The organism is Leclercia sp. CFBP8987, assembly GCF_034044995.2.
Taxonomy (GTDB): Bacteria; Pseudomonadota; Gammaproteobacteria; order Enterobacterales; family Enterobacteriaceae; genus Enterobacter; species Enterobacter tamurae.
Genome location: NZ_CM188255.1, coordinates 570,314 through 587,480, shown reverse-complemented (window position 1 = coordinate 587,480; position 17,167 = coordinate 570,314). Strand labels below are relative to the sequence as shown.

At 56.6% G+C, this 17,167-nt stretch carries 17 protein-coding genes; 6 read left to right on the top strand and 11 right to left on the bottom strand.

Annotated elements, in window-relative coordinates; genetic code table 11:
• Positions 1–954, top strand: a complete 954-nt coding sequence (gene yjiA / locus SOM40_RS02780; protein ID WP_106995690.1) for a GTPase — start codon at positions 1–3, stop codon at positions 952–954.
• Between the two features lie 332 nt (positions 955–1,286).
• Positions 1,287–1,832, top strand: a complete 546-nt coding sequence (locus tag SOM40_RS02775; protein WP_106995689.1) for a YfaZ family outer membrane protein — start codon at positions 1,287–1,289, stop codon at positions 1,830–1,832.
• Positions 1,833–1,966: 134 nt separating this feature from the next.
• Here the strand turns inward: SOM40_RS02775 and SOM40_RS02770 are convergent, their stop codons facing one another.
• Both SOM40_RS02770 and SOM40_RS02765 read right to left on the bottom strand, forming a co-directional pair.
• Positions 1,967–3,337 carry an NAD-dependent succinate-semialdehyde dehydrogenase gene (locus tag SOM40_RS02770; protein WP_106995688.1) on the bottom strand — a complete coding sequence of 457 codons (1,371 nt, stop codon included), beginning with the start codon at positions 3,335–3,337 and terminating at the stop codon, positions 1,967–1,969.
• Between the two features lie 79 nt (positions 3,338–3,416).
• Complete coding sequence (locus SOM40_RS02765) at positions 3,417–3,839, bottom strand: hypothetical protein (protein ID WP_262672793.1); 423 nt, start codon at positions 3,837–3,839, stop codon at positions 3,417–3,419.
• A 159-nt stretch (positions 3,840–3,998) separates the two neighbouring features.
• Here SOM40_RS02765 and SOM40_RS02760 point away from each other — a divergent pair, with 159 nt between their 5' ends.
• Positions 3,999–4,742, top strand: a complete 744-nt coding sequence (locus SOM40_RS02760; RefSeq protein WP_320529913.1) for an AraC family transcriptional regulator — start codon at positions 3,999–4,001, stop codon at positions 4,740–4,742.
• Positions 4,743–4,789: 47 nt separating this feature from the next.
• Complete coding sequence (locus SOM40_RS02755) at positions 4,790–5,425, top strand: LysE family translocator (RefSeq protein ID WP_225759661.1); 636 nt, start codon at positions 4,790–4,792, stop codon at positions 5,423–5,425.
• Here the strand turns inward: SOM40_RS02755 and SOM40_RS02750 are convergent.
• Positions 5,422–6,237, bottom strand: coding sequence for a nucleotidyl transferase AbiEii/AbiGii toxin family protein (locus tag SOM40_RS02750; RefSeq protein WP_320529912.1), 816 nt, complete (start codon positions 6,235–6,237; stop codon positions 5,422–5,424). The genes SOM40_RS02755 and SOM40_RS02750 overlap by 4 nt on opposite strands.
• A complete protein-coding gene (locus SOM40_RS02745) occupies positions 6,200–7,198 on the bottom strand; it encodes a type IV toxin-antitoxin system AbiEi family antitoxin (protein ID WP_320529911.1) in 999 nt (332 codons plus the stop codon). The genes SOM40_RS02750 and SOM40_RS02745 overlap by 38 nt, the downstream gene beginning before the upstream one ends.
• Positions 7,199–7,315: 117 nt before the next feature.
• Between SOM40_RS02745 and SOM40_RS02740 the strand changes: the two genes are divergently transcribed.
• Both SOM40_RS02740 and SOM40_RS02735 read left to right on the top strand, forming a co-directional pair.
• Positions 7,316–8,080: a metallophosphoesterase gene (locus SOM40_RS02740; RefSeq protein ID WP_320529910.1), complete on the top strand. Its 765-nt coding sequence runs from the start codon at positions 7,316–7,318 to the stop codon at positions 8,078–8,080.
• Positions 8,081–8,149: 69 nt separating this feature from the next.
• Positions 8,150–9,430, top strand: a complete 1,281-nt coding sequence (locus SOM40_RS02735; RefSeq protein WP_320529909.1) for a DUF445 domain-containing protein — start codon at positions 8,150–8,152, stop codon at positions 9,428–9,430.
• On the opposite strand, the gene bglB is transcribed toward SOM40_RS02735, so the two are convergent.
• From bglB to SOM40_RS02700, 7 genes are all read right to left on the bottom strand, one after another.
• Entirely contained in the window at positions 9,326–10,495 is a 1,170-nt protein-coding gene (bglB, locus tag SOM40_RS02730; RefSeq protein ID WP_320529908.1) for a beta-galactosidase BglB, read from the bottom strand. The genes SOM40_RS02735 and bglB overlap by 105 nt on opposite strands.
• Positions 10,492–11,547, bottom strand: a complete 1,056-nt coding sequence (locus SOM40_RS02725) for a hypothetical protein (protein ID WP_320529907.1) — start codon at positions 11,545–11,547, stop codon at positions 10,492–10,494. The genes bglB and SOM40_RS02725 overlap by 4 nt, the downstream gene beginning before the upstream one ends.
• A gap of 242 nt (positions 11,548–11,789) precedes the next feature.
• Entirely contained in the window at positions 11,790–13,463 is a 1,674-nt protein-coding gene (locus SOM40_RS02720) for a hypothetical protein (RefSeq protein ID WP_320529906.1), read from the bottom strand.
• Positions 13,464–13,532: 69 nt separating this feature from the next.
• A complete protein-coding gene (locus tag SOM40_RS02715) occupies positions 13,533–14,600 on the bottom strand; it encodes a DUF2955 domain-containing protein (protein WP_320529905.1) in 1,068 nt (355 codons plus the stop codon).
• Complete coding sequence (locus tag SOM40_RS02710; RefSeq protein ID WP_166185067.1) at positions 14,590–15,657, bottom strand: HlyD family secretion protein; 1,068 nt, start codon at positions 15,655–15,657, stop codon at positions 14,590–14,592. The genes SOM40_RS02715 and SOM40_RS02710 overlap by 11 nt, the downstream gene beginning before the upstream one ends.
• Positions 15,657–16,124 (bottom strand): MarR family winged helix-turn-helix transcriptional regulator, encoded by a 468-nt coding sequence (locus SOM40_RS02705; RefSeq protein ID WP_225759667.1) that lies wholly within the window; start codon positions 16,122–16,124, stop codon positions 15,657–15,659. Before SOM40_RS02705 ends, SOM40_RS02710 begins: the two co-directional genes overlap by 1 nt.
• 109 nt (positions 16,125–16,233) lie before the next feature.
• On the bottom strand, positions 16,234–16,797 hold the full coding sequence (locus SOM40_RS02700) for a helix-turn-helix transcriptional regulator (RefSeq protein ID WP_261644686.1): 564 nt from the start codon (positions 16,795–16,797) through the stop codon (positions 16,234–16,236).
• Positions 16,798–17,167 lie beyond the last annotated feature (370 nt).

Here is a 17,167-nt window from a genome sequence, read left to right as displayed (position 1 = left end):
ATGACACCGATTGCCGTTACCCTACTCACCGGTTTTCTCGGCGCGGGCAAAACCACCCTGCTGCGCCACATCCTCAACGAACAACACGGCTTTAAAATCGCGGTCATCGAAAACGAGTTCGGGGAAGTCTCCGTTGATGACCAGCTGATTGGCGATCGCGCCACTCAGATCAAAACCCTGACCAACGGCTGCATCTGCTGCACCCGCTCAAATGAACTCGAAGATGCCCTGCTCGACCTGCTCGACAGCCGCGATCGGGGTGAGATTGACTTCGACCGCCTGGTGATTGAGTGCACCGGCATGGCCGACCCCGGCCCGATCATCCAGACTTTCTTCTCCCACGAAATCCTCTGCCAGCGCTACCTGCTGGACGGCGTGATCGCCCTGGTCGATGCAGTTCATGCCGACGACCAGATGAACCAGTTCACCATCGCCCAGTCGCAGGTGGGCTACGCCGACCGCATCCTGCTGACCAAAACCGACGTGGCGGGTGAGAGCGAAAAACTGCGCGAACGTTTAGGGCGCATTAACGCCCGCGCGCCAATTTACACCGTGACCTTTGGCGATATCGATCTCGCCCAGCTGTTCAACACCAACGGCTTTATGCTGGAAGAGAACGTCACCGCTAAACCGCGCTTCCACTTTATGGCTGACAAGCAGAACGATGTCTCCTCTATCGTGGTCGAGCTGGATTATCCGGTAGATATCAGCGACGTCTCCCGGGTGATGGAGAACCTGCTCCTGTCGTTTGCCGACAAACTGCTGCGCTACAAAGGGATGCTGTGGATCGACGGCGAGCCAAACCGCCTGCTGTTCCAGGGCGTGCAGCGGCTCTACAGCGCCGACTGGGACCGCCCGTGGGGCGAGGAAACGCCGCACAGTGTGATGGTGTTTATCGGGATTGAACTGCCCGAAGAGGAGATCCGCGCGGGGTTTGCTGAATTGAAGAAATAACATCGGCACTCCCTTTTTTCACCGAAAGGGAGTGTAAATAAAGGTTAGAAACTGTAAAACTCAAATCGGCTTGCGTAAGTAAACTCATCTTCATTATTCCGCCGCACACGCTTATCTGTGCGCTATTCAGCGTCTGTTTAGGGAATAAACTAAATCGATCTTAAACACGCTTAAATCAAAGATTGACCCCACAACAAAGTCACCATTCCGCAACAATAACACTGAAATAAATTCACACAATCAGCATAAAAACCCGACCCCGATCACATTTGCAGTCATAAACGTCGCTTGTTAAGGTGCCCTCAGATTAATTTGATGACGAGGCATAAAACATGAAAAAGCTTAATATCCTTCTCCTTTCTGCGCTGACTGCTGTATCAGGTTCTGCTCTGGCTATGGGCGGCAGCATTGAACAGGGTAAAAACTTCACCAACCTGAATGTGGAAATGGGTAAATCCTCATCCGGTCTGTATACCGAAGGTAACTGGCTGAAAAATACCGATGACGGCACCCAGACCGGTGGCGTTGGCGCAGGCTACAACTTTGAAGTCGGCCCGGTAATGCTGAATGCCGGTGCAAAAGCGATCTACATCGGCCCGAAAAAAGGCGATAACGGCGTGGCATTCCCGGTCGGTGGCGGCGTGAACGTAGCGCTGACCGACAGCATCAACGTGTTTGGTGAAGGCTACGTGGCACCAGACGGCCTGAACAACAGCGTTAAAAACTACGTTGAAGCTAACGGCGGCGTAAGCTGGACGCCAGTTAAACCTGTTACGCTGAAAGTGGGTTACCGCCACGTGAGCGTTGACGGCAAAGACGGTCGTCCAAACCACACCCTGATTGACGGCGCCTATGTTGGCGGCGGCGTAAGCTTCTAACCACCGCGTAAACTAAAAAAACCTGCCATCTGGCAGGTTTTTTTATTACCGCAGGGAAAACGCCTGATGGCGCTACGCTTATCAGGCCTACGGTTGAGTAGCCCCGGCAAGCGCAGCGCCGCCGGGGAAAATAGCTAGCGGCGAATCACCACCAGCTTCTGGTTCACAAACTCTTTAATCCCCAGATCCGACAGCTCACGCCCGTAACCGGAGCGCTTCACGCCGCCAAAAGGCAGTTCTGCAGCGGTATCGGTGAGCCAGTTAATCCACACCATCCCGGTCTCGATTTTCGAGGCCATCTTTTTAGCGCGATCGATATCTTTACTGAACACCGCGCCGCCCAGACCGTAGTGCGAGTCGTTGGCGAGCTTCACTGCCTCGTCATCGTTTTTCACCACGTAGATCTGCGCTACCGGGCCGAAGAACTCTTCGAAATAGGCGGGGTTATCCCGGGTGATGTTGGTCAGAATGGTCGGCTCAAAGAAGCTGCCTTCGCGCTGGACCGGTTTGCCGCCGTAATGCAGCGTCGCACCATTCTTCACCGCCTCGTCCACCTGTTTCGTCAGGGTCTCAAGCGCATCTTTTGAGGACAGCGGCCCCAGCCGGGTGCTCTCGTCCAGCGGATCGCCGATCCTGATGTTGCGGAATGCCTCGGTGTATTTCTCGAGGAACTGCTCGGCCACCTTCTCATGCAGAATAAAGCGCTTGGCGGCGGTACAGACCTGCCCGGCATTGGCGAGGCGCGCGTTGACGCCGATCTTCACCGCCTTCTCCAGATCCGCGTCGTCCAGGACCACGAACACGTCGTTGCCGCCCAGTTCGAGGGTCGATTTCTTGATGTGCTTCGCCGCCTGCGCGGCCACTATGCTACCGGCCTTCTCGGACCCGGTCAGGGCCGCACCCTGCACGCGATCGTCCGCGATGATAGTTGCTACCTGATCTGAAGAGATAAACAGGTTAGTCCATGCCCCGTCCGGGGCACCGGCTTCACGCACCAGATGGGCGAAAGTCTCGGCACAGTGCGGAACGATGCTCGCATGTTTGGCGATCACCGGGTTACCCGCGGCCAGGTTCGGGGCCAGGACGCGCATCAGCTGGTAATAAGGGAAGTTCCACGGCTCGACGGCCATCACCACGCCAATCGGGTGGTGCTCGACCCACGCCTCGCCCATCTCAGACGGGTATTTCACCGGGGCAAGAAATTGCTTCGCGTTATCCGCGTAGTAGCGGGCGATCTGCGCGCAGAGTTTAACCTCGCCGCGGCTCTGGGCAATGAGTTTACCCATCTCCTCACTGGCAATTTTCGCCAGCTCTTCGGTACGGGAATCAATCAGATCCGCCAGCTTATGCAGCACCGCCAGGCGTTTATCCATGCTGCCCTTCGACCAGTCGGAGTGGTAGAGCGCATCAGCGGTGCTCAGTGCCGCTTCGACATCAGCATCGGTATGAGAAGGATATTCTTTGATGAGTTTGTTGTTGGCAGGATTCACTGTCTGATAGGCCATTGTTGCCTCCTTTTTTACCGCGTTGGGTATTAAGGGTAGTCAAAATGGCTGGGTTTGCAGGTAAAGTTAGGTATACATGTTAACGTACTCCTGTGGCAGTAAGGTTAATTACCGGGATAATCAGATTTTCCTGAGCGTAGAACATCGTCAGATTACTGAAAGAATAGATACGCCCTGATAACTTAACATTAACGGTATTACCGTAGCCGCTAATTGTCGCGCTACCATTATCTGAAACGAGAAAAGGCTCGCTTTTCCTGAGCTGCTCTATCGTCTGATTTTTATCATCCAGGTAATAGCGATAAATATCAGGTACGGTTGCACCGCCCCCATACTGCGTGACGTAAAGCGTCACGTTTTCTGAAATCGCCTTTTGCATCACTAAACGATCGTCGCTCCGGCTCTTCATGAAGTATTCATACGAAAAATAACCTGCAACGATAATAAGTAACAGGATGGTGGTCAGTCGATGTAACCCTTTAATAGCCGTGCTGACGTGCATAGTTTATTCCCTTAATAATTTTCCCTGATATTCCTGTGATACCGTTGCGGTATTATATGTCCCACTGTTCTTATCACATAACGACCTCTCCCCAAATTATCACAGGCGACACCCTTCTCCGCTCATGCTATAAACACCTAAACCTCTCCGGTAAACACCATGACCCATACGCGCCACGTTAATCAGACCTTCCTTCGCCAGCCCGGCGTGGAACTACGTAGCACCTGGCAAAGTACCCAGGCCTACAAACGTCACAGCCATGCACAGCTGTCCATTGGTGCCATCCTGGAGGGGCAAACCTGTTGCACCTGCAACGGCGAGCCGTTCACCCTTTACCCTGGCGATCTGATTGTTATCCCCGCGCAGATGCCGCACAGCTGTAATCCGATCGCCGGACAGCCGCGCAGTTACCATATGCTTTATCTGGAGACCGACCTTCAGCCCGCCATGCAGGTGATCCGCAATGAAGCGCTGTTTCGCCAGTATCTGACCGTTGTCGAAACACTTTCAGCCCCGGCTATCGACAGGCTTCTCTCCCTGCTTGCCGCCAGGGCAACGTCGCCTGTACCCCTGCGTCCCACCAGCCTTGCGCTTCAGCAGGCACTTCGCCACAGCCTGCAAACACCGCCGTCGCTGGACGCATTAGCCCAACGCTTCTCACTGCGCAAAGAGACGCTTATCAGAACCTTTAAGCAGGATACCGGCCTGACGCCGGGCTCTTTTCTTGCCATCTCACGGATAGAGTTCGCCAAAGCGCGCCTGCGTGCCGGGGATGACATTGCTGATGTCAGCTACCAGAGCGGCTTTGCCGATCAGAGCCACTTCCATAAAACCTTTGTCAGCTACACGGCCGCCACCCCACGCCAGTACGCCACCGGCCGATCAATATCCGACAATAATTAGCGCCCGCGTCGGCGTAGCCTGACCTCAGTTTTGCTGATGAGGTCACTATGGAACTGCTAACCACTCTCTTCCCGCCCGCTTTTTTGGCCCTCGCGCTGGCGCATTTTGTCGCCCTGCTCAGCCCCGGCCCGGATTTCTTTTTGCTGATGGGCTTCGCCGCCCGCCACCGCCTGCGCGGCAGCGCCGGGCTGTGCGTGGGGATCGCCGCGGGTAACGGGCTCTATATCCTGCTGGTGATACTGGGCTGGAGCGCGCTGCGTCAGTTCACGCTGCTTTTCAGTATTATTGAACTGCTGGGCGCGCTGTATCTGCTGTGGATCGGCTGGCATCTGGCGCAAAGCCGCGCCCGCACGCTGGCACTGGATAGGGCCGAGCCGGAGCGCCCCTCCTGGCACCGACAGTTCCTGCTGGGGCTGGGGTCGGCGGTGTTAAATCCGAAAAACGCGCTCTTTTATCTGGCGCTGATGACCGCGCTGCTCGGCCCGAACGTCACCCTGTTGCAGCAGTCGGTCAGCGGGATCTGGATGGTCACGGTGGTGTTGATGTGGGATCTGGCGGTGGTGTCGTTTATCGCCCTGCCCAGCGTACAACGGCGGCTGAGCAACAACCTCTGGAAGATTGAGCGTGTGGCAGGGGTGGTGCTGATAGGGTTTGGCACCTGGATAATAGTCATGCGTTTTTAAGCGGGTGTTTCCAGCAGCGTGCGCCAGAAATCACTGACCAGGTTTTCAACGTGCGCCGCATTCACATCAAGGTTTTGCCGCACCATGGCATCCACCAGTTTTTGCATATCAAACTGCTGAAGGCTGGCTCGGTTTTCGTCGGTCATCAGTGCGGCCACATCGCTGCCCGCCAGCAGCGCACCCATGCGTTCAGGGTCCCACTCCACGCTATCGCCCCATTCGCCGTTATCGTAAAGACGAGACTCTTCAACGTGATGATACTCATGCAGGATCTTGTGGATATCAATGGCGTCTTTGGTAAATTCATCCCCTCGCTCACGCCAGGCGAAGAGTTTTAGCAGCAGCAGTCCAGGCAAGGAACAGAAACGCACGTCGCCGCAACCGGGTATCTCAATCGTCAGAGTATTAGCATATGCCTCTTCAAACCCTTCGACGGACATCGCCACATCCAGCTCCGGCGGCCAGAGGATCTCATTGCCCCGTGCAATCTCGCCGAAGGGTAAAATATCGACCTCGACCCCTTCCCATAACAGGCGCTGCACTTTACCCGGTATCTCAATTGCCCCCTGCGCCTGCATAGCCGCTTTTAGCGCATGAAAATCGTCCCAGCGATGAATAAGGACAGCAATATCAATATCACGCGTATGCCGTCCGCTATTTCGGCCATAAAGATGCGTTAATACCACTTCACGTGCCATCGCACCGGCAATAAAAAAGTCGCATTGCGCCTCGCGGCAAACGGTCGAGATACGCGCCAGCGTGGCACTAATGTTCTCAGACAGTGGGCTTTGTAATGTGAAGGTATTTTTCATTAATTTTTCTCGCTGTCTCAATGTTGCGATCGTCATTGGTCGCCAGTAGCTCAGCGATAGTTAACAACGCCCAGGCGCGTTCATTTTCGCGTACAGGAAATGTCTCTCCCCAGAAGCACTCAATCAACTCCCAATTTCCGGAGGGTGTGGGACGCATATCAAGTTTTTTCCGCCGCTCATTAAAGCTGTAAGGGGTAAATAATTTCACGTTTTCCGGATGCAAATACCCCCCGCTGAGAATGTGACCTGCAACCTCCCCCGACCAGCATTCACCCGCTAATAACAGGTTGTCACTCCATTGCACTTCACCCTGCATCTTCAGCGTCTTCAGTTTGGGCCGCAACACTAAAGGATATTCCTGTACCCACAGCCAGTAGAGATCGTTAACACGGGTTAAACGCCGTCCGCCCTGACTCACGCGGTAGAGGTTTTTACTCTCCAGATAATCAAAGCCTTTGCTGACCATGCCCAGCGAAATTCCCGCCAGTTGCGCTATCTCCCGATAGGTATAGTTAATGGCCTTGTCATCCGCGAGCAAAACAAACAGCAGTTTCATGATGCCGACAGAGACGGTGCCTGAAGGCGTGGCCCGTTCCCCCTTCTTGCCGCTGATATGGATATAGATGCCGGGGGCCACAATTCGGGCGTTTCCTGCCCTATCAATAAAGTTGATATTATGTTCGACGCAGTACTGTTGAAGTGCGGGAGAGAGATAAAGGCATGCAACCAGGGGTGGCAAGGGATCGTTTTGATGCCGCATGTGCCATTGCTCAAGCCAGGATCGTCGTGGTTGCGTTTTTATCTCCACATTAAAAGCGATCGCTTCACTGCCAGGGATGCTCATCTTCAGAATGCCGTCGTCGCCGTAGTCTTTCCCGGACTGCGAGGAGACAAAATCAAGAAATCTCAGCTCCGTGGGAAGCTGGTCAAAGAGACTCTCTATAATATCGTTTTCCGTCATCGCTTGTTCACGCCCTTTTATTGTTCACGCATCATGAACGCTGCTATTTTATGAACAAACCTTCGCTACCTGCAACTGATGTTTTAGTATCCACAGGTTCAACGGAATGGAAACCTTATGATTGTTTCACTTTTGCCAGACACGGCCGGACGGGATTTTATCCTCGGGGATTTACACGGCCGCTGGACGATGCTGGAAGCCTTACTCAGCCACGTTCATTTCGAGCCCCAACGCGATCGCCTCATCGTCACTGGCGATCTTTTTGATCGCGGCGATTCACCGCTGGAGTGCCTGCATCTGCTTAACCAGCCATGGTTTTTTTCCGTGCGCGGCAATCATGAACAGAATCTTATCAACTGGCACCGGGCCAGCCATTCAGCCAAAATGTCGAAAAAAGAACAGATCATTGCGGACGGAGGCGGCTGGTTTTTTGCCCTGGCCGAAGATGAACGGGCTGCGCTGTGCAAGAAAATAGAAAATCTGCCCATGGTGATTTTAGTTTCTGCTGGCGAGCGACGTCTTGCGGTGCTTCATGCCGAAATCCCGGAGAACATGCATCATTTCGACGAATTCTTACAGGCGCTCTGGCAACAACATCCCGCCGCGCATCACAGCTGTCTCGTTGGCCGCCGTCGCCGCAGACTCACAGTCTCAACACCTGTCGCCGATATCGATTTAGTGATTTGCGGCCATACGCCGGTGGAACCATCACGTTGTTTACGTGAAAATACGCTGAACCTGGATTTTGGCCTGCCACCTCGTCATCCTCAATCCGGGCTCGGGTTATTCGATACCGCCAGCGGGACGCTCTGTTTATGCAGTCCCGGGATGACAATAACCTCCATTGTTTGTTCACGGCTACAAAACGTTCACGCAACGTGAACAAAATGAAAGTGTGAACAAACAGAACTATTTTGCATCTTCTCGCCGCTTCCCTCTATCCTTAACCCTATGGAAAAACTCGCTGAACTCAAACGCGCCAAGCTCCTGGCGCTGTCGCTGCTGCTGATTGCCGCTGCGACCTTTATCGCCACCCTCTTCCTGCCTCAGACCTTCTGGGTGCGGGGGGTGAAGGCCATTGCCGAAGCGGCGATGGTCGGTGCTCTCGCTGACTGGTTTGCCGTGGTGGCCCTGTTTCGTCGGGTGCCGATCCCGTTTATTTCGCGTCATACGGCGATTATCCCGCGTAATAAAGACCGGATTGGCGATAATCTCGGCCAGTTCGTGCAGGAGAAATTTCTGGATACCCAGTCGCTGGTGGCGCTGATTCGCAAACATGAACCAGCACTGCTGATCGGCAACTGGTTCAGCCAGCCGGATAACGCCCAGCGCGTCGGGCAGCATATCATGCAGGTGATGAGCGGCTTCCTTGAGCTGACCGACGACGGGCGCATTCAGCGCATGCTCAAGCGGGCGGTGCACAAGGCGCTGGATAAGGTCGATTTCAGCGAAACCAGCGCCGCGATGCTGGAGAGCATGACCAAAAATAACCGCCACCAGGTGCTGCTGGATGCGGTGATTAATCGTCTGATTACGCTCCTGCAGCGCGACACCACCCGCGACTTTATCGCCGCGCAAATCGTCCACTGGCTGAAGACCGAACACCCGCGCAAGGCGATGATCTTGCCCACCGAGTGGCTGGGGGATCAGAGCGCCGAGCTGGTCTCTAATGCGGTGAATGCCATCCTGGATGACGTCAGCCACGACCGCACCCACCAGATCCGTCAGGCCTTCGATCACGCGGTGCTGAAGCTGGTGGAGAACCTGAAAAACGATCCTGAAACCGCGGCTAAAGCGGAGAACATCAAAGAGTATCTGAAGAACGACGAGGCCTTTAACCGTTATCTGGGTGAGATGTGGGCCGACCTGCGCCAGTGGCTGAAGGCTGACATGCAGAGCGACGACTCCCGCGTCAAGCAGCGCCTCGCCAACGCCGGGCTGTGGTTTGGTGAAACCCTGGTGGCGGATACCAACCTGCGCGCCTCGCTGAACGAACACCTCGAGCAGGCTGCCCATCGCGTGGCGCCGGAGTTTGCCGCGTTCCTGACCCGCCATATCAGCGATACGGTCAAAGGCTGGGATGCCAAAGATATGTCCCGGCAGATTGAGCTCAACATCGGCAAAGACTTACAGTTTATCCGCGTCAACGGCACCCTGGTGGGCGGCACCATTGGGCTGATTCTGTTCCTGCTCTCGCAGCTGCCCGAGGTCCTGCCTCTGATCGGCCGATAGCCAGCCGCCCTGCTCGTACTCCAGCAGCAGCAGGATGGTTAACGCCTGAGCATAGGGCACCGGGGCCATGGCGATATCACAGTAGTACTGAATATCCCAGCCCAGCATGGTGCCGCGCGAGGCTTCCAGCACGATGCCCTCGTCGTCGATGCGCGCCATCACCGCCTCGAAGGCGCGCAGGGCATGCGCGCTGAAGGACGCATCCAGCATCCCCATCCGTATCCCGCGCAGCATGCCCCAGGCGATGCCCGCCGTGGCGGAGGACTCCTGGGGCGAGAGCAGATCGTCGAGCACCGTGTGCCACATGCCGTTCTCCGCCTGCAGTTCGCACAGACTGCGCACCTGCCGCGACACCACCTGCGACAAATAGCGGCGCACGCTGGCATCCAGATGCTCGCCCATCAGCGCGATAAATTCCGGAATGGCGACGGTGATCCACGCATTGCCCCGCGCCCAGAACGCCCCGGCAAAGTGGTGCTTATCGACAAAAGTCCAGCCGTGATACCACAGGCCGCTGACCGGATCGCTGAGGTAGCGGGTGTGGAGCAGAAACTGGTAGCTGGCCTCGTCGATCAGATCCCGACGCTTTAACACAATGCCCGCCACCCCGAGGAACAGACAGGTCATAAACAGGGTGTCATCCCACAGCTGGCCGGTGTTGGGCTGCTCTTTCACCACGTGCTGGAACCCGCACTCTTCCGTTTTGGGCAGATCGCGCAGCAGGGCATCGGCCCAGTCGCTGACCGTCTCCAGCAGATCCTGGCGCTGATGATGTCCGGCCACCAGCGCCAGGGCGATCATCGGCGCGGTGGTGTTGATCTGCATCTCCGGCAGCCCTCTGGCAATTTGCCCCTCGTACCAGGCGAGGATCGACTGCTGTAGAACGGCATCCTGCTGATGCTCCGCAAAGCGCCAGAAGCCATACAGCCCGACGCCAATCTCCCACTCCCACTCTTCGAAGTTGATGGCGAACCCGTCCCCGACGCCCACTTCATCGAGATTTTTCAGGCGACAAAACCCGCGCACCACGCGATCCAGAGTCTTCATCTGCTGTTCTTTGTTCATGCTTTTGCCCCTGTAAGGTATGCCTCTGCCTGCTCCCGTAGCGTCCGGGTATCGGCCGCGCGCATCAGCGCCAGGCGCTGCTGTTGCTGCCCCCGGCGGCCCGAGGCGATAAACAGTGCCTCCGGGAACAGCTGCCCCGCCAGATACTGCGCGGTCTGGAAAGCGAGCACCTTCTCATCTCCCCAGAACGCCATCACATCGCAGCCCCGCTCGTCGTGCCAGTAGCGATAGCCCAGCACCGTGGATTTCACCCGTCGCCACAGCACCCCAGGGAAGTACTCCCCCTGGTGGCGATGCCAGAGGGAGAGCAGCGCCAGCAGTGCAAACACCGACCCCTCTTCCCGGCCGCTGACGCACTTCAGGGTGCGCAGCAGCAGGGCGTCGAGTTCCGGGCCATACTCGCGCTGCGCCATCATGGTCATCAGACGGCAGGCGCTGTCGTCCTGGGCTGGCTCGCAAACCGCTGGCGGCGCGATCGGCGGACACGCCTCCGGCAGCGCGACGCCGAGCGTGGGTTCGTCGAGATAAATCATTCCCAGGGCAAAAAGTGTCTCGCGCTCGAAGAGCTCTTCGAGATGGATCAGCAGGCTGTTTCGGCCCGCGTTTAGCCTCAGCGGGGCGTCGGTATGCTGCAATATGTTGCGGGCAAAAGGGGTGAAGCACGCCAGCAGCTCGCCGTCATTCCAGATCCGTACCCCGCCGCAGGTCGCCAGGCGAAAGGTAAAGATCCCGCGGTAGGGCGCGAACAGATCCACCCTCAGCCAGCGCTGCAGATGGTAGGCCTGCGGGCGGAACCCCGAAAAAGCGAGGGTATTATCCACGCCAGCAGTGGCTTCCCGGCACGGCAGCGCCTGGGCGGGATCGACATGCCGCCGGGCGTGCGTCTGCAGAAACACACGGCGGCAAAAGGACACCGCATCGGGCCCCACCTCACGGGCAGGATCGTCCGTTTCACCGGTATAAAACTCGGCAAAGCGCTCTGCTTTTGCCCCTGAAACCAGAAAACGCGTGAGCGCGTCGCCCTGTGCTAACTGCCAGTCACCCTGGGACATATCTTCCTCATCTCTCGCAAAACGAATACATTGCGCCGCTATCATCAGCAGATTCGATATCTGCCGCGAGCAGCGGGAAGCGGGGATTAGCGGGAACTGCCCGGCAACTCACAAACTGGCCGCGACGGGGAGACGGAGCGTGATGCGGATCGCATTCCGCCGCGGATGGAGAGAGAAAAAGATGAGAAAAATCACGCCGGTTTTATAAGCCAACCCCACCGACGTGATATGCATCACACAAACTAGCCCTTCAGCGCTTTTAGCTCGTCGCTCAGGCTGTCCGCCAGGGCGCGCACCCGGGAGGCATCGAACAACACGTGCAGGCCGGGGGAGGCGTCGGCATGTTTCAGGCAGAAATCGTCCAGCTCGGCGGCGCTGCGATACAGCTCCTGAATGTTGATCTGGCAGATCTCGCGCATGCTCCAGCTGTTCTCCACTTCCCGGGCAAACCGCAGGGTAAAGAAGGCTTTCTGGGCGTGAACAAACAGATGGCAGTAGAGCGCAAAGCCCTGCCACTCCTCCAGCCAGCGGCGTTTCAGCGCCCAGGGGAACGCGGCGGTGTCGGCAAAATGCAGAGCCTGCTCCTGCAACACCTCTGAGGCATCCCGGGCGTCATCCTTCTCGCGGGCAATGCGCGACAGCGACGCGGAAGAGGCTTCCACATCGCTGGCGCTGAAGAAAATATCGCGCTCCGATCCCGGCAGCCAGTGGTTTCGGTTGAGCTGGCCGTAGAGACTCCACACCGCCTGGCTGTAGCTCTCCGGCACCTGGCTGTGGCGATGGAACACGTGATCGCGCACGTAGAGGGCGCCGTACAGCACCTGTCCCGCCTGCTCCAGCAGGGAGCGGAAGGTGTCAAAAGTCTCGCCATCCGGGCACCAGCCGTAGCGCTCATCCAGCCAGTCGCTCAGCAGCTGTGCCACGCTGAGATGACGGCCATCGCTGGTGACTATCCGGCTACAGGCCACCAGATTGCACTCGCTCAGGGTGCCCATCACCCAGTGATTATCGACCCCCTCCCAACTGGTTTTGCACACCACGCCGCGGATCGCCGGGTTCGAGCGGCACCACAGCAGGCGGCCCTGCAGTTCGTCGATGCGCAGCCAGGGGAGTACACCCCAGCCGACTTCCTCCCCCACCAGATCGATATCCGCCCACACCTCCCGCTCCTGCACCGCCAGCAGCGCCGGGTTATTGGGAAACGAGGGCCAGAAACGTTCCGGGGTGAGTTTGATCGAGACGCTAACGCTCTGTGGCAGGGGGCGAATCGCCTCCAGCACGTTGTTGAGATCGTGGTTGCCTGCCGGGAACACCCGCAGCACCAGGTGCTTGTTCTCAGCCTGCATGGTGCGGGTCATGGCATTGAAGCAGCGGCTGTAGATCGCCAGACTGCGTTCATCGCGCTGGGCCGGATTGACCTCACCCTCCGCCTGCAACTCCCAGTTGGGGCGGGACACCGGCAGCAGGCCATCGGTGCTGGAGATCGCCACCAGCAGGCCGCTGAGAGCCGGAATGCGCTGGCAGATCAGGGCGATTTTGCGGGTCAGATATCCGCACCAGAAATCGACGTCGAGCCGCACGCCCTGGCCCGGCTCAAACAGATGCGGGTGCGCCAGCAGCAGCTCGGTGGGGAAGCTGAACTCTTTGGCCTGCAGGTAAAAACGCAGCCCCTTTTGCTGGCACAGCAGCCCCAGACGGTTGAGGTAGACGCAGCGGGCACGCTGCTGGCTGGAGAGGCGGTCGTTGTCGAGATGCGGCGTGTAGCCTTTCGGGGAGACCAACTTGTCGAACAGATCCACCTGACCGACTACTACGGTATTAAAATCATGCGCCACGGCCCAGTCGACCAGCTCGCAGGCCTTATCCCAGTTCCAGTACGCCTGATTATTCAGCTCCAGCGCCCGCGTCTGCCACATATCGTCATCCCTTTTGTCGGCCAGTTAATCGACCGACAGTGATAGCACAGAACGCGGGGAAGATGTGTGCTACGGATTGCGGATCACGTAGCGCGTCGGCGCAAAGCAGTTAAGGATCAGATGCATAATGAACACCATCGTCAGGGTCGCCACCAGCGCCACCGTCACCGAGACGATGCGGTAGAGATCGCTGAACACCAGGTCGCCGTCCGGGTGCATGTTCTGGCCGAACATGATCCCGATGGTGGTGATGCTGGCAAAACCGACCCCGGCCCCCACCTTCTCCATCACGTGCAGGCGGGCACCAAACGCCAGCCCAAGGCCAATCAGGGGCATCATCAGCAGCATATGGCTGCTGTGATCGTACAGCACCAGCTGCACCAGCAGAATGTAGAGGCAGCCGAGCACCACCCCGACCACGCGCCACAGGGAGCTCATCACCGCCCCGCGGTAGTGCATCGGGAAGAGGATCAGTACTCCCGCCATCAGCGCCGAGAGGGAATCGCTGAGATCGCTTATCTGGAACACCACAAAAATCAGCGTCGCCACGGTGCCGGAGAGCAATGACTCGTGGCGCACGCGGGCGGCGTCTTTCTCCAGCCGCGGCGGCGGCGTGCGCGGCTCGACATCCGGCAGCAGGTAGTGCATCAGCGCGCTCAGGCACACCGCCATCACGCTGGCTTCGAGGTTGGAGAACAGCAGCGTGTGCCAGTTGGTGGTGGGATAGCTCATAAAGTTGAGCATGGTGCTCTGACACACTACCCCCATCGAGCCGAACAGAAACAGCGGCCCCTGGCTCATAAAGCGAAAACGCATCACGTAGAGGCCAAACACCACCAGGGTCATAATTACCGGCCACTGCGCCAGATAGCCGATAATAAACACCATTTCGATGCAGTTCAGCGCAGAACTGAACACAAAATGCTTAGCGACGTGGCGGTTAAACACCGGTACCAGCGACAGGAGCATGATCGGGTAGATCACGAAGAAGACGCCGTAACTGGTGTTGTAGAAGCTCGACACGCTCAGGGCAATCATCCCTGCAATCACGATCCGCAGCGTCTGGCGAAAGTCGTTGGCGGTGTAGACGATGTTGCCGTGCGGGGTAAAGACCCTCGCGAGGGTATTAATAGACATAATGCAGCAGGCTGACGAGGTGGATCTGCATCCCGGAGAAGAAGCGGGCGAACGGACCTTCGCTGTTGTAGAGCTGCACGGTGGCGCGCGCCCCGGTCGGGAGGTGCTTCGGCAGGGTGTCGTCCAGCGCTACGTGGATGCGCATCCGTTGGGCGTCACGCACCCAGCGGTTGGAGGTTTCCGGCTCCGACAGCTGGCCGTTGACTGCCTCCTGACCTGCTAAAATCCCGGCATCGCTGCTGGTGACGTGGGCGCGGAACACGCGGCCCGGGAAGGCGTCAAACACCACCGCGGCGTCGGTGTTCTGGTGGGTATGGCGCAGGCTCTTTTCGCGGAAATCGGCGACGATATCGCTCTGGTTGTTTACCAGCGCCAGCGCCGCCGAGCCGGAGGCAGCATAAAAGCCGGGGCTCAGCTGAACGTTGCTGACCGTGCCGTCGGCCTCGGCGTAGATTTTGGTCCAGCCGAGGTTGAGTTGAGCCTCGTCCAGCGCGTTGCGGTATTTTTGCAGGGATACGTTATGCTGTTCATCCCGCTCGCCGCGCTCAATACGCAGCTGATGGATGGTGGCCTGCAGATTCGCCACCGACTGCTCGCTGCCCTGCCAGGTGGTACGCACCTTATCCAGATCCGCCTGGGAAACATTCTGCAGGGTGCTGAGTTTCTGATAGCGATCGAAGGTGACTTTATCGTTGCGGGCGGTGAGCTGGGCGGTTTTCAGGCTGGCCTGGGTCGCCACGATCTGCGCGTCCAGCTGCTGATTGGCGAGACGCGCCTGCTGCAGGGCAATCTCAGCGGCCTCCACCTTATTACGGAACGGCGTGGCGTCGAGCTCAAACAGCAGATCGCCCTTCTTCACCTGGCTGTTGTTGTGGACATGCACCGCTGCCACATAGCCGGAGACGCGCGCCGACACCGGCGTGACCACGCGCATCACCGTGGCGTCCGGCGTCAGCGGGATCCAGATATCGGCGACGATAAAATAGACAAACATCAGCAGGAAAGAGGCAATACTTACCCTTACCCAGCGGGCAAACTTTTGTTCAGGGGTCATGATTATTGGGTCTTGTTATCTTCTTCGCGGATTGTCCGCAAATTGCAGGCGATTTGATTAAGTGTGGCGCTGAAAATCTCCAGATGCTCCGGGGCGATATTCTGCGATACCCGTTTCTGGAACGTTTCGATAACCCGGGTCAGCGTTTTCAGCACCGCGTTCCCTTCGGGTGTGAGCGTCAGCAGCCGGATGCGCTTGTCATAAGGCGATGTGGTGCGCAGCAGATAGCCCTGCTTTTCCAGCTGTGAAAGGGTGCGCATCAGCGGCGGCAGTTCAATGCCCTGCACTTCCGCCAGTTCGCTCACCGAGACGTTCTCCCCCAGTTGATCAAGCTGCATCATCACCGTCCAGCTCGACTGGGTTAACCCGGTCTCGAGAATGGCGTCGTCAATCACCGCGCGCCACTGACGCACAATCATTGCCATCCGCATGCCCATCGGCCTGCGGCAGAACAGATCTTCTTCACGCATGGGGGAACCTCGCTTCACACGCTGAGAAGATAATAGTTATCAGGGTAAGTATCAAGAAACGAGGATGTTAAGAGCAGGAATTGCGAAAGCGTGCGGGCCCCTCCCGGGATCAAACACGCTGATCAAATTTCTTATACAAGCCGGTCAGATTGGTCACGGCGAATTTTCGATAAATATTGCGTCGATGATGGCTGACGGTTTTTCCGGTCACGTCCAGGTAACGGGTAATTTCTTTATTCTTTTTCCCCGACACAATATAGGGCAACAGCATGGTCTCCATACGGGTTAAGCGTTGCTCTTTTTCAAGATGATGCCAGCGGGCATTTTTAAAAATAGTCACCGGCTGATCTTCCTGTGCAAGGTGGGTAAGACAGGCGTGTAATTTTCGCACCGCACTTTTACAGTCGATGGTGTAATCGGCGATGGTATTAATGAGAATATTTTCAATAGTGCTTTCGTAGCACACATCCCGGGTAATAAAAATAAAATAGCTCTGCTCGTAACGGTTTTTAACGTCCAGCAGCGCATTCAATACTTTAATATCCGACTCGCCATAATCCACCACAATGGCTTTGGTCAGGGCAAGATCCTCTTTCGTCGCTTTTTTAATGTCATCAAGATAAAGCACCCGTTGAAATGAGGGTGAGTCGATCAGTAACCGATCGACCAGCATGTTAAAGCCCTGCTGAAAGTATCTACAGGATGTTAATACTATAATCATTGCCCATATCCTTATCATCACTGTGGATTTAATCATAATCCTTGAGAATGTAATTATTTTCAATTAACAGTTTTCCGGTGATTGTAGGAATATTCCTAAGCAATGAGCAGCAATTCGTGCTATTGCTCACATAAAAAGATATTTGAAGTAATTATTAAGCTGTTATTACAGCGAGATATCCGACCACTTAAGATTTTTCCAGGCAATGGAAGAGCAATCTGCCCCTTGTTTTTATTTTCTTTTGATATGCTGCGAAATGTAACGAAGGATTAAACGGTGTATGCATTTTTATATTCGCCATCGCGAAATAAAATCATTACGT

Bases quoted from the DNA above. Each gene is read 5' to 3' on its own strand.
- yjiA (WP_106995690.1), top strand. From the start codon at position 1: ATGACACCGATTGCCGTTACCCTACTCACCGGTTTTCTCGGCGCGGGC.
- SOM40_RS02775 (WP_106995689.1), top strand. From the start codon at position 1,287: ATGAAAAAGCTTAATATCCTTCTCCTTTCTGCGCTGACTGCTGTATCA.
- SOM40_RS02770 (WP_106995688.1), bottom strand. From the start codon at position 3,337: ATGGCCTATCAGACAGTGAATCCTGCCAACAACAAACTCATCAAAGAA.
- SOM40_RS02765 (WP_262672793.1), bottom strand. From the start codon at position 3,839: ATGCACGTCAGCACGGCTATTAAAGGGTTACATCGACTGACCACCATC.
- SOM40_RS02760 (WP_320529913.1), top strand. From the start codon at position 3,999: ATGACCCATACGCGCCACGTTAATCAGACCTTCCTTCGCCAGCCCGGC.
- SOM40_RS02755 (WP_225759661.1), top strand. From the start codon at position 4,790: ATGGAACTGCTAACCACTCTCTTCCCGCCCGCTTTTTTGGCCCTCGCG.
- SOM40_RS02750 (WP_320529912.1), bottom strand. From the start codon at position 6,237: ATGAAAAATACCTTCACATTACAAAGCCCACTGTCTGAGAACATTAGT.
- SOM40_RS02745 (WP_320529911.1), bottom strand. From the start codon at position 7,198: ATGACGGAAAACGATATTATAGAGAGTCTCTTTGACCAGCTTCCCACG.
- SOM40_RS02740 (WP_320529910.1), top strand. From the start codon at position 7,316: ATGATTGTTTCACTTTTGCCAGACACGGCCGGACGGGATTTTATCCTC.
- SOM40_RS02735 (WP_320529909.1), top strand. From the start codon at position 8,150: ATGGAAAAACTCGCTGAACTCAAACGCGCCAAGCTCCTGGCGCTGTCG.
- bglB (WP_320529908.1), bottom strand. From the start codon at position 10,495: ATGAACAAAGAACAGCAGATGAAGACTCTGGATCGCGTGGTGCGCGGG.
- SOM40_RS02725 (WP_320529907.1), bottom strand. From the start codon at position 11,547: ATGTCCCAGGGTGACTGGCAGTTAGCACAGGGCGACGCGCTCACGCGT.
- SOM40_RS02720 (WP_320529906.1), bottom strand. From the start codon at position 13,463: ATGTGGCAGACGCGGGCGCTGGAGCTGAATAATCAGGCGTACTGGAAC.
- SOM40_RS02715 (WP_320529905.1), bottom strand. From the start codon at position 14,600: ATGTCTATTAATACCCTCGCGAGGGTCTTTACCCCGCACGGCAACATC.
- SOM40_RS02705 (WP_225759667.1), bottom strand. From the start codon at position 16,124: ATGCGTGAAGAAGATCTGTTCTGCCGCAGGCCGATGGGCATGCGGATG.
- SOM40_RS02700 (WP_261644686.1), bottom strand. From the start codon at position 16,797: ATGCTGGTCGATCGGTTACTGATCGACTCACCCTCATTTCAACGGGTG.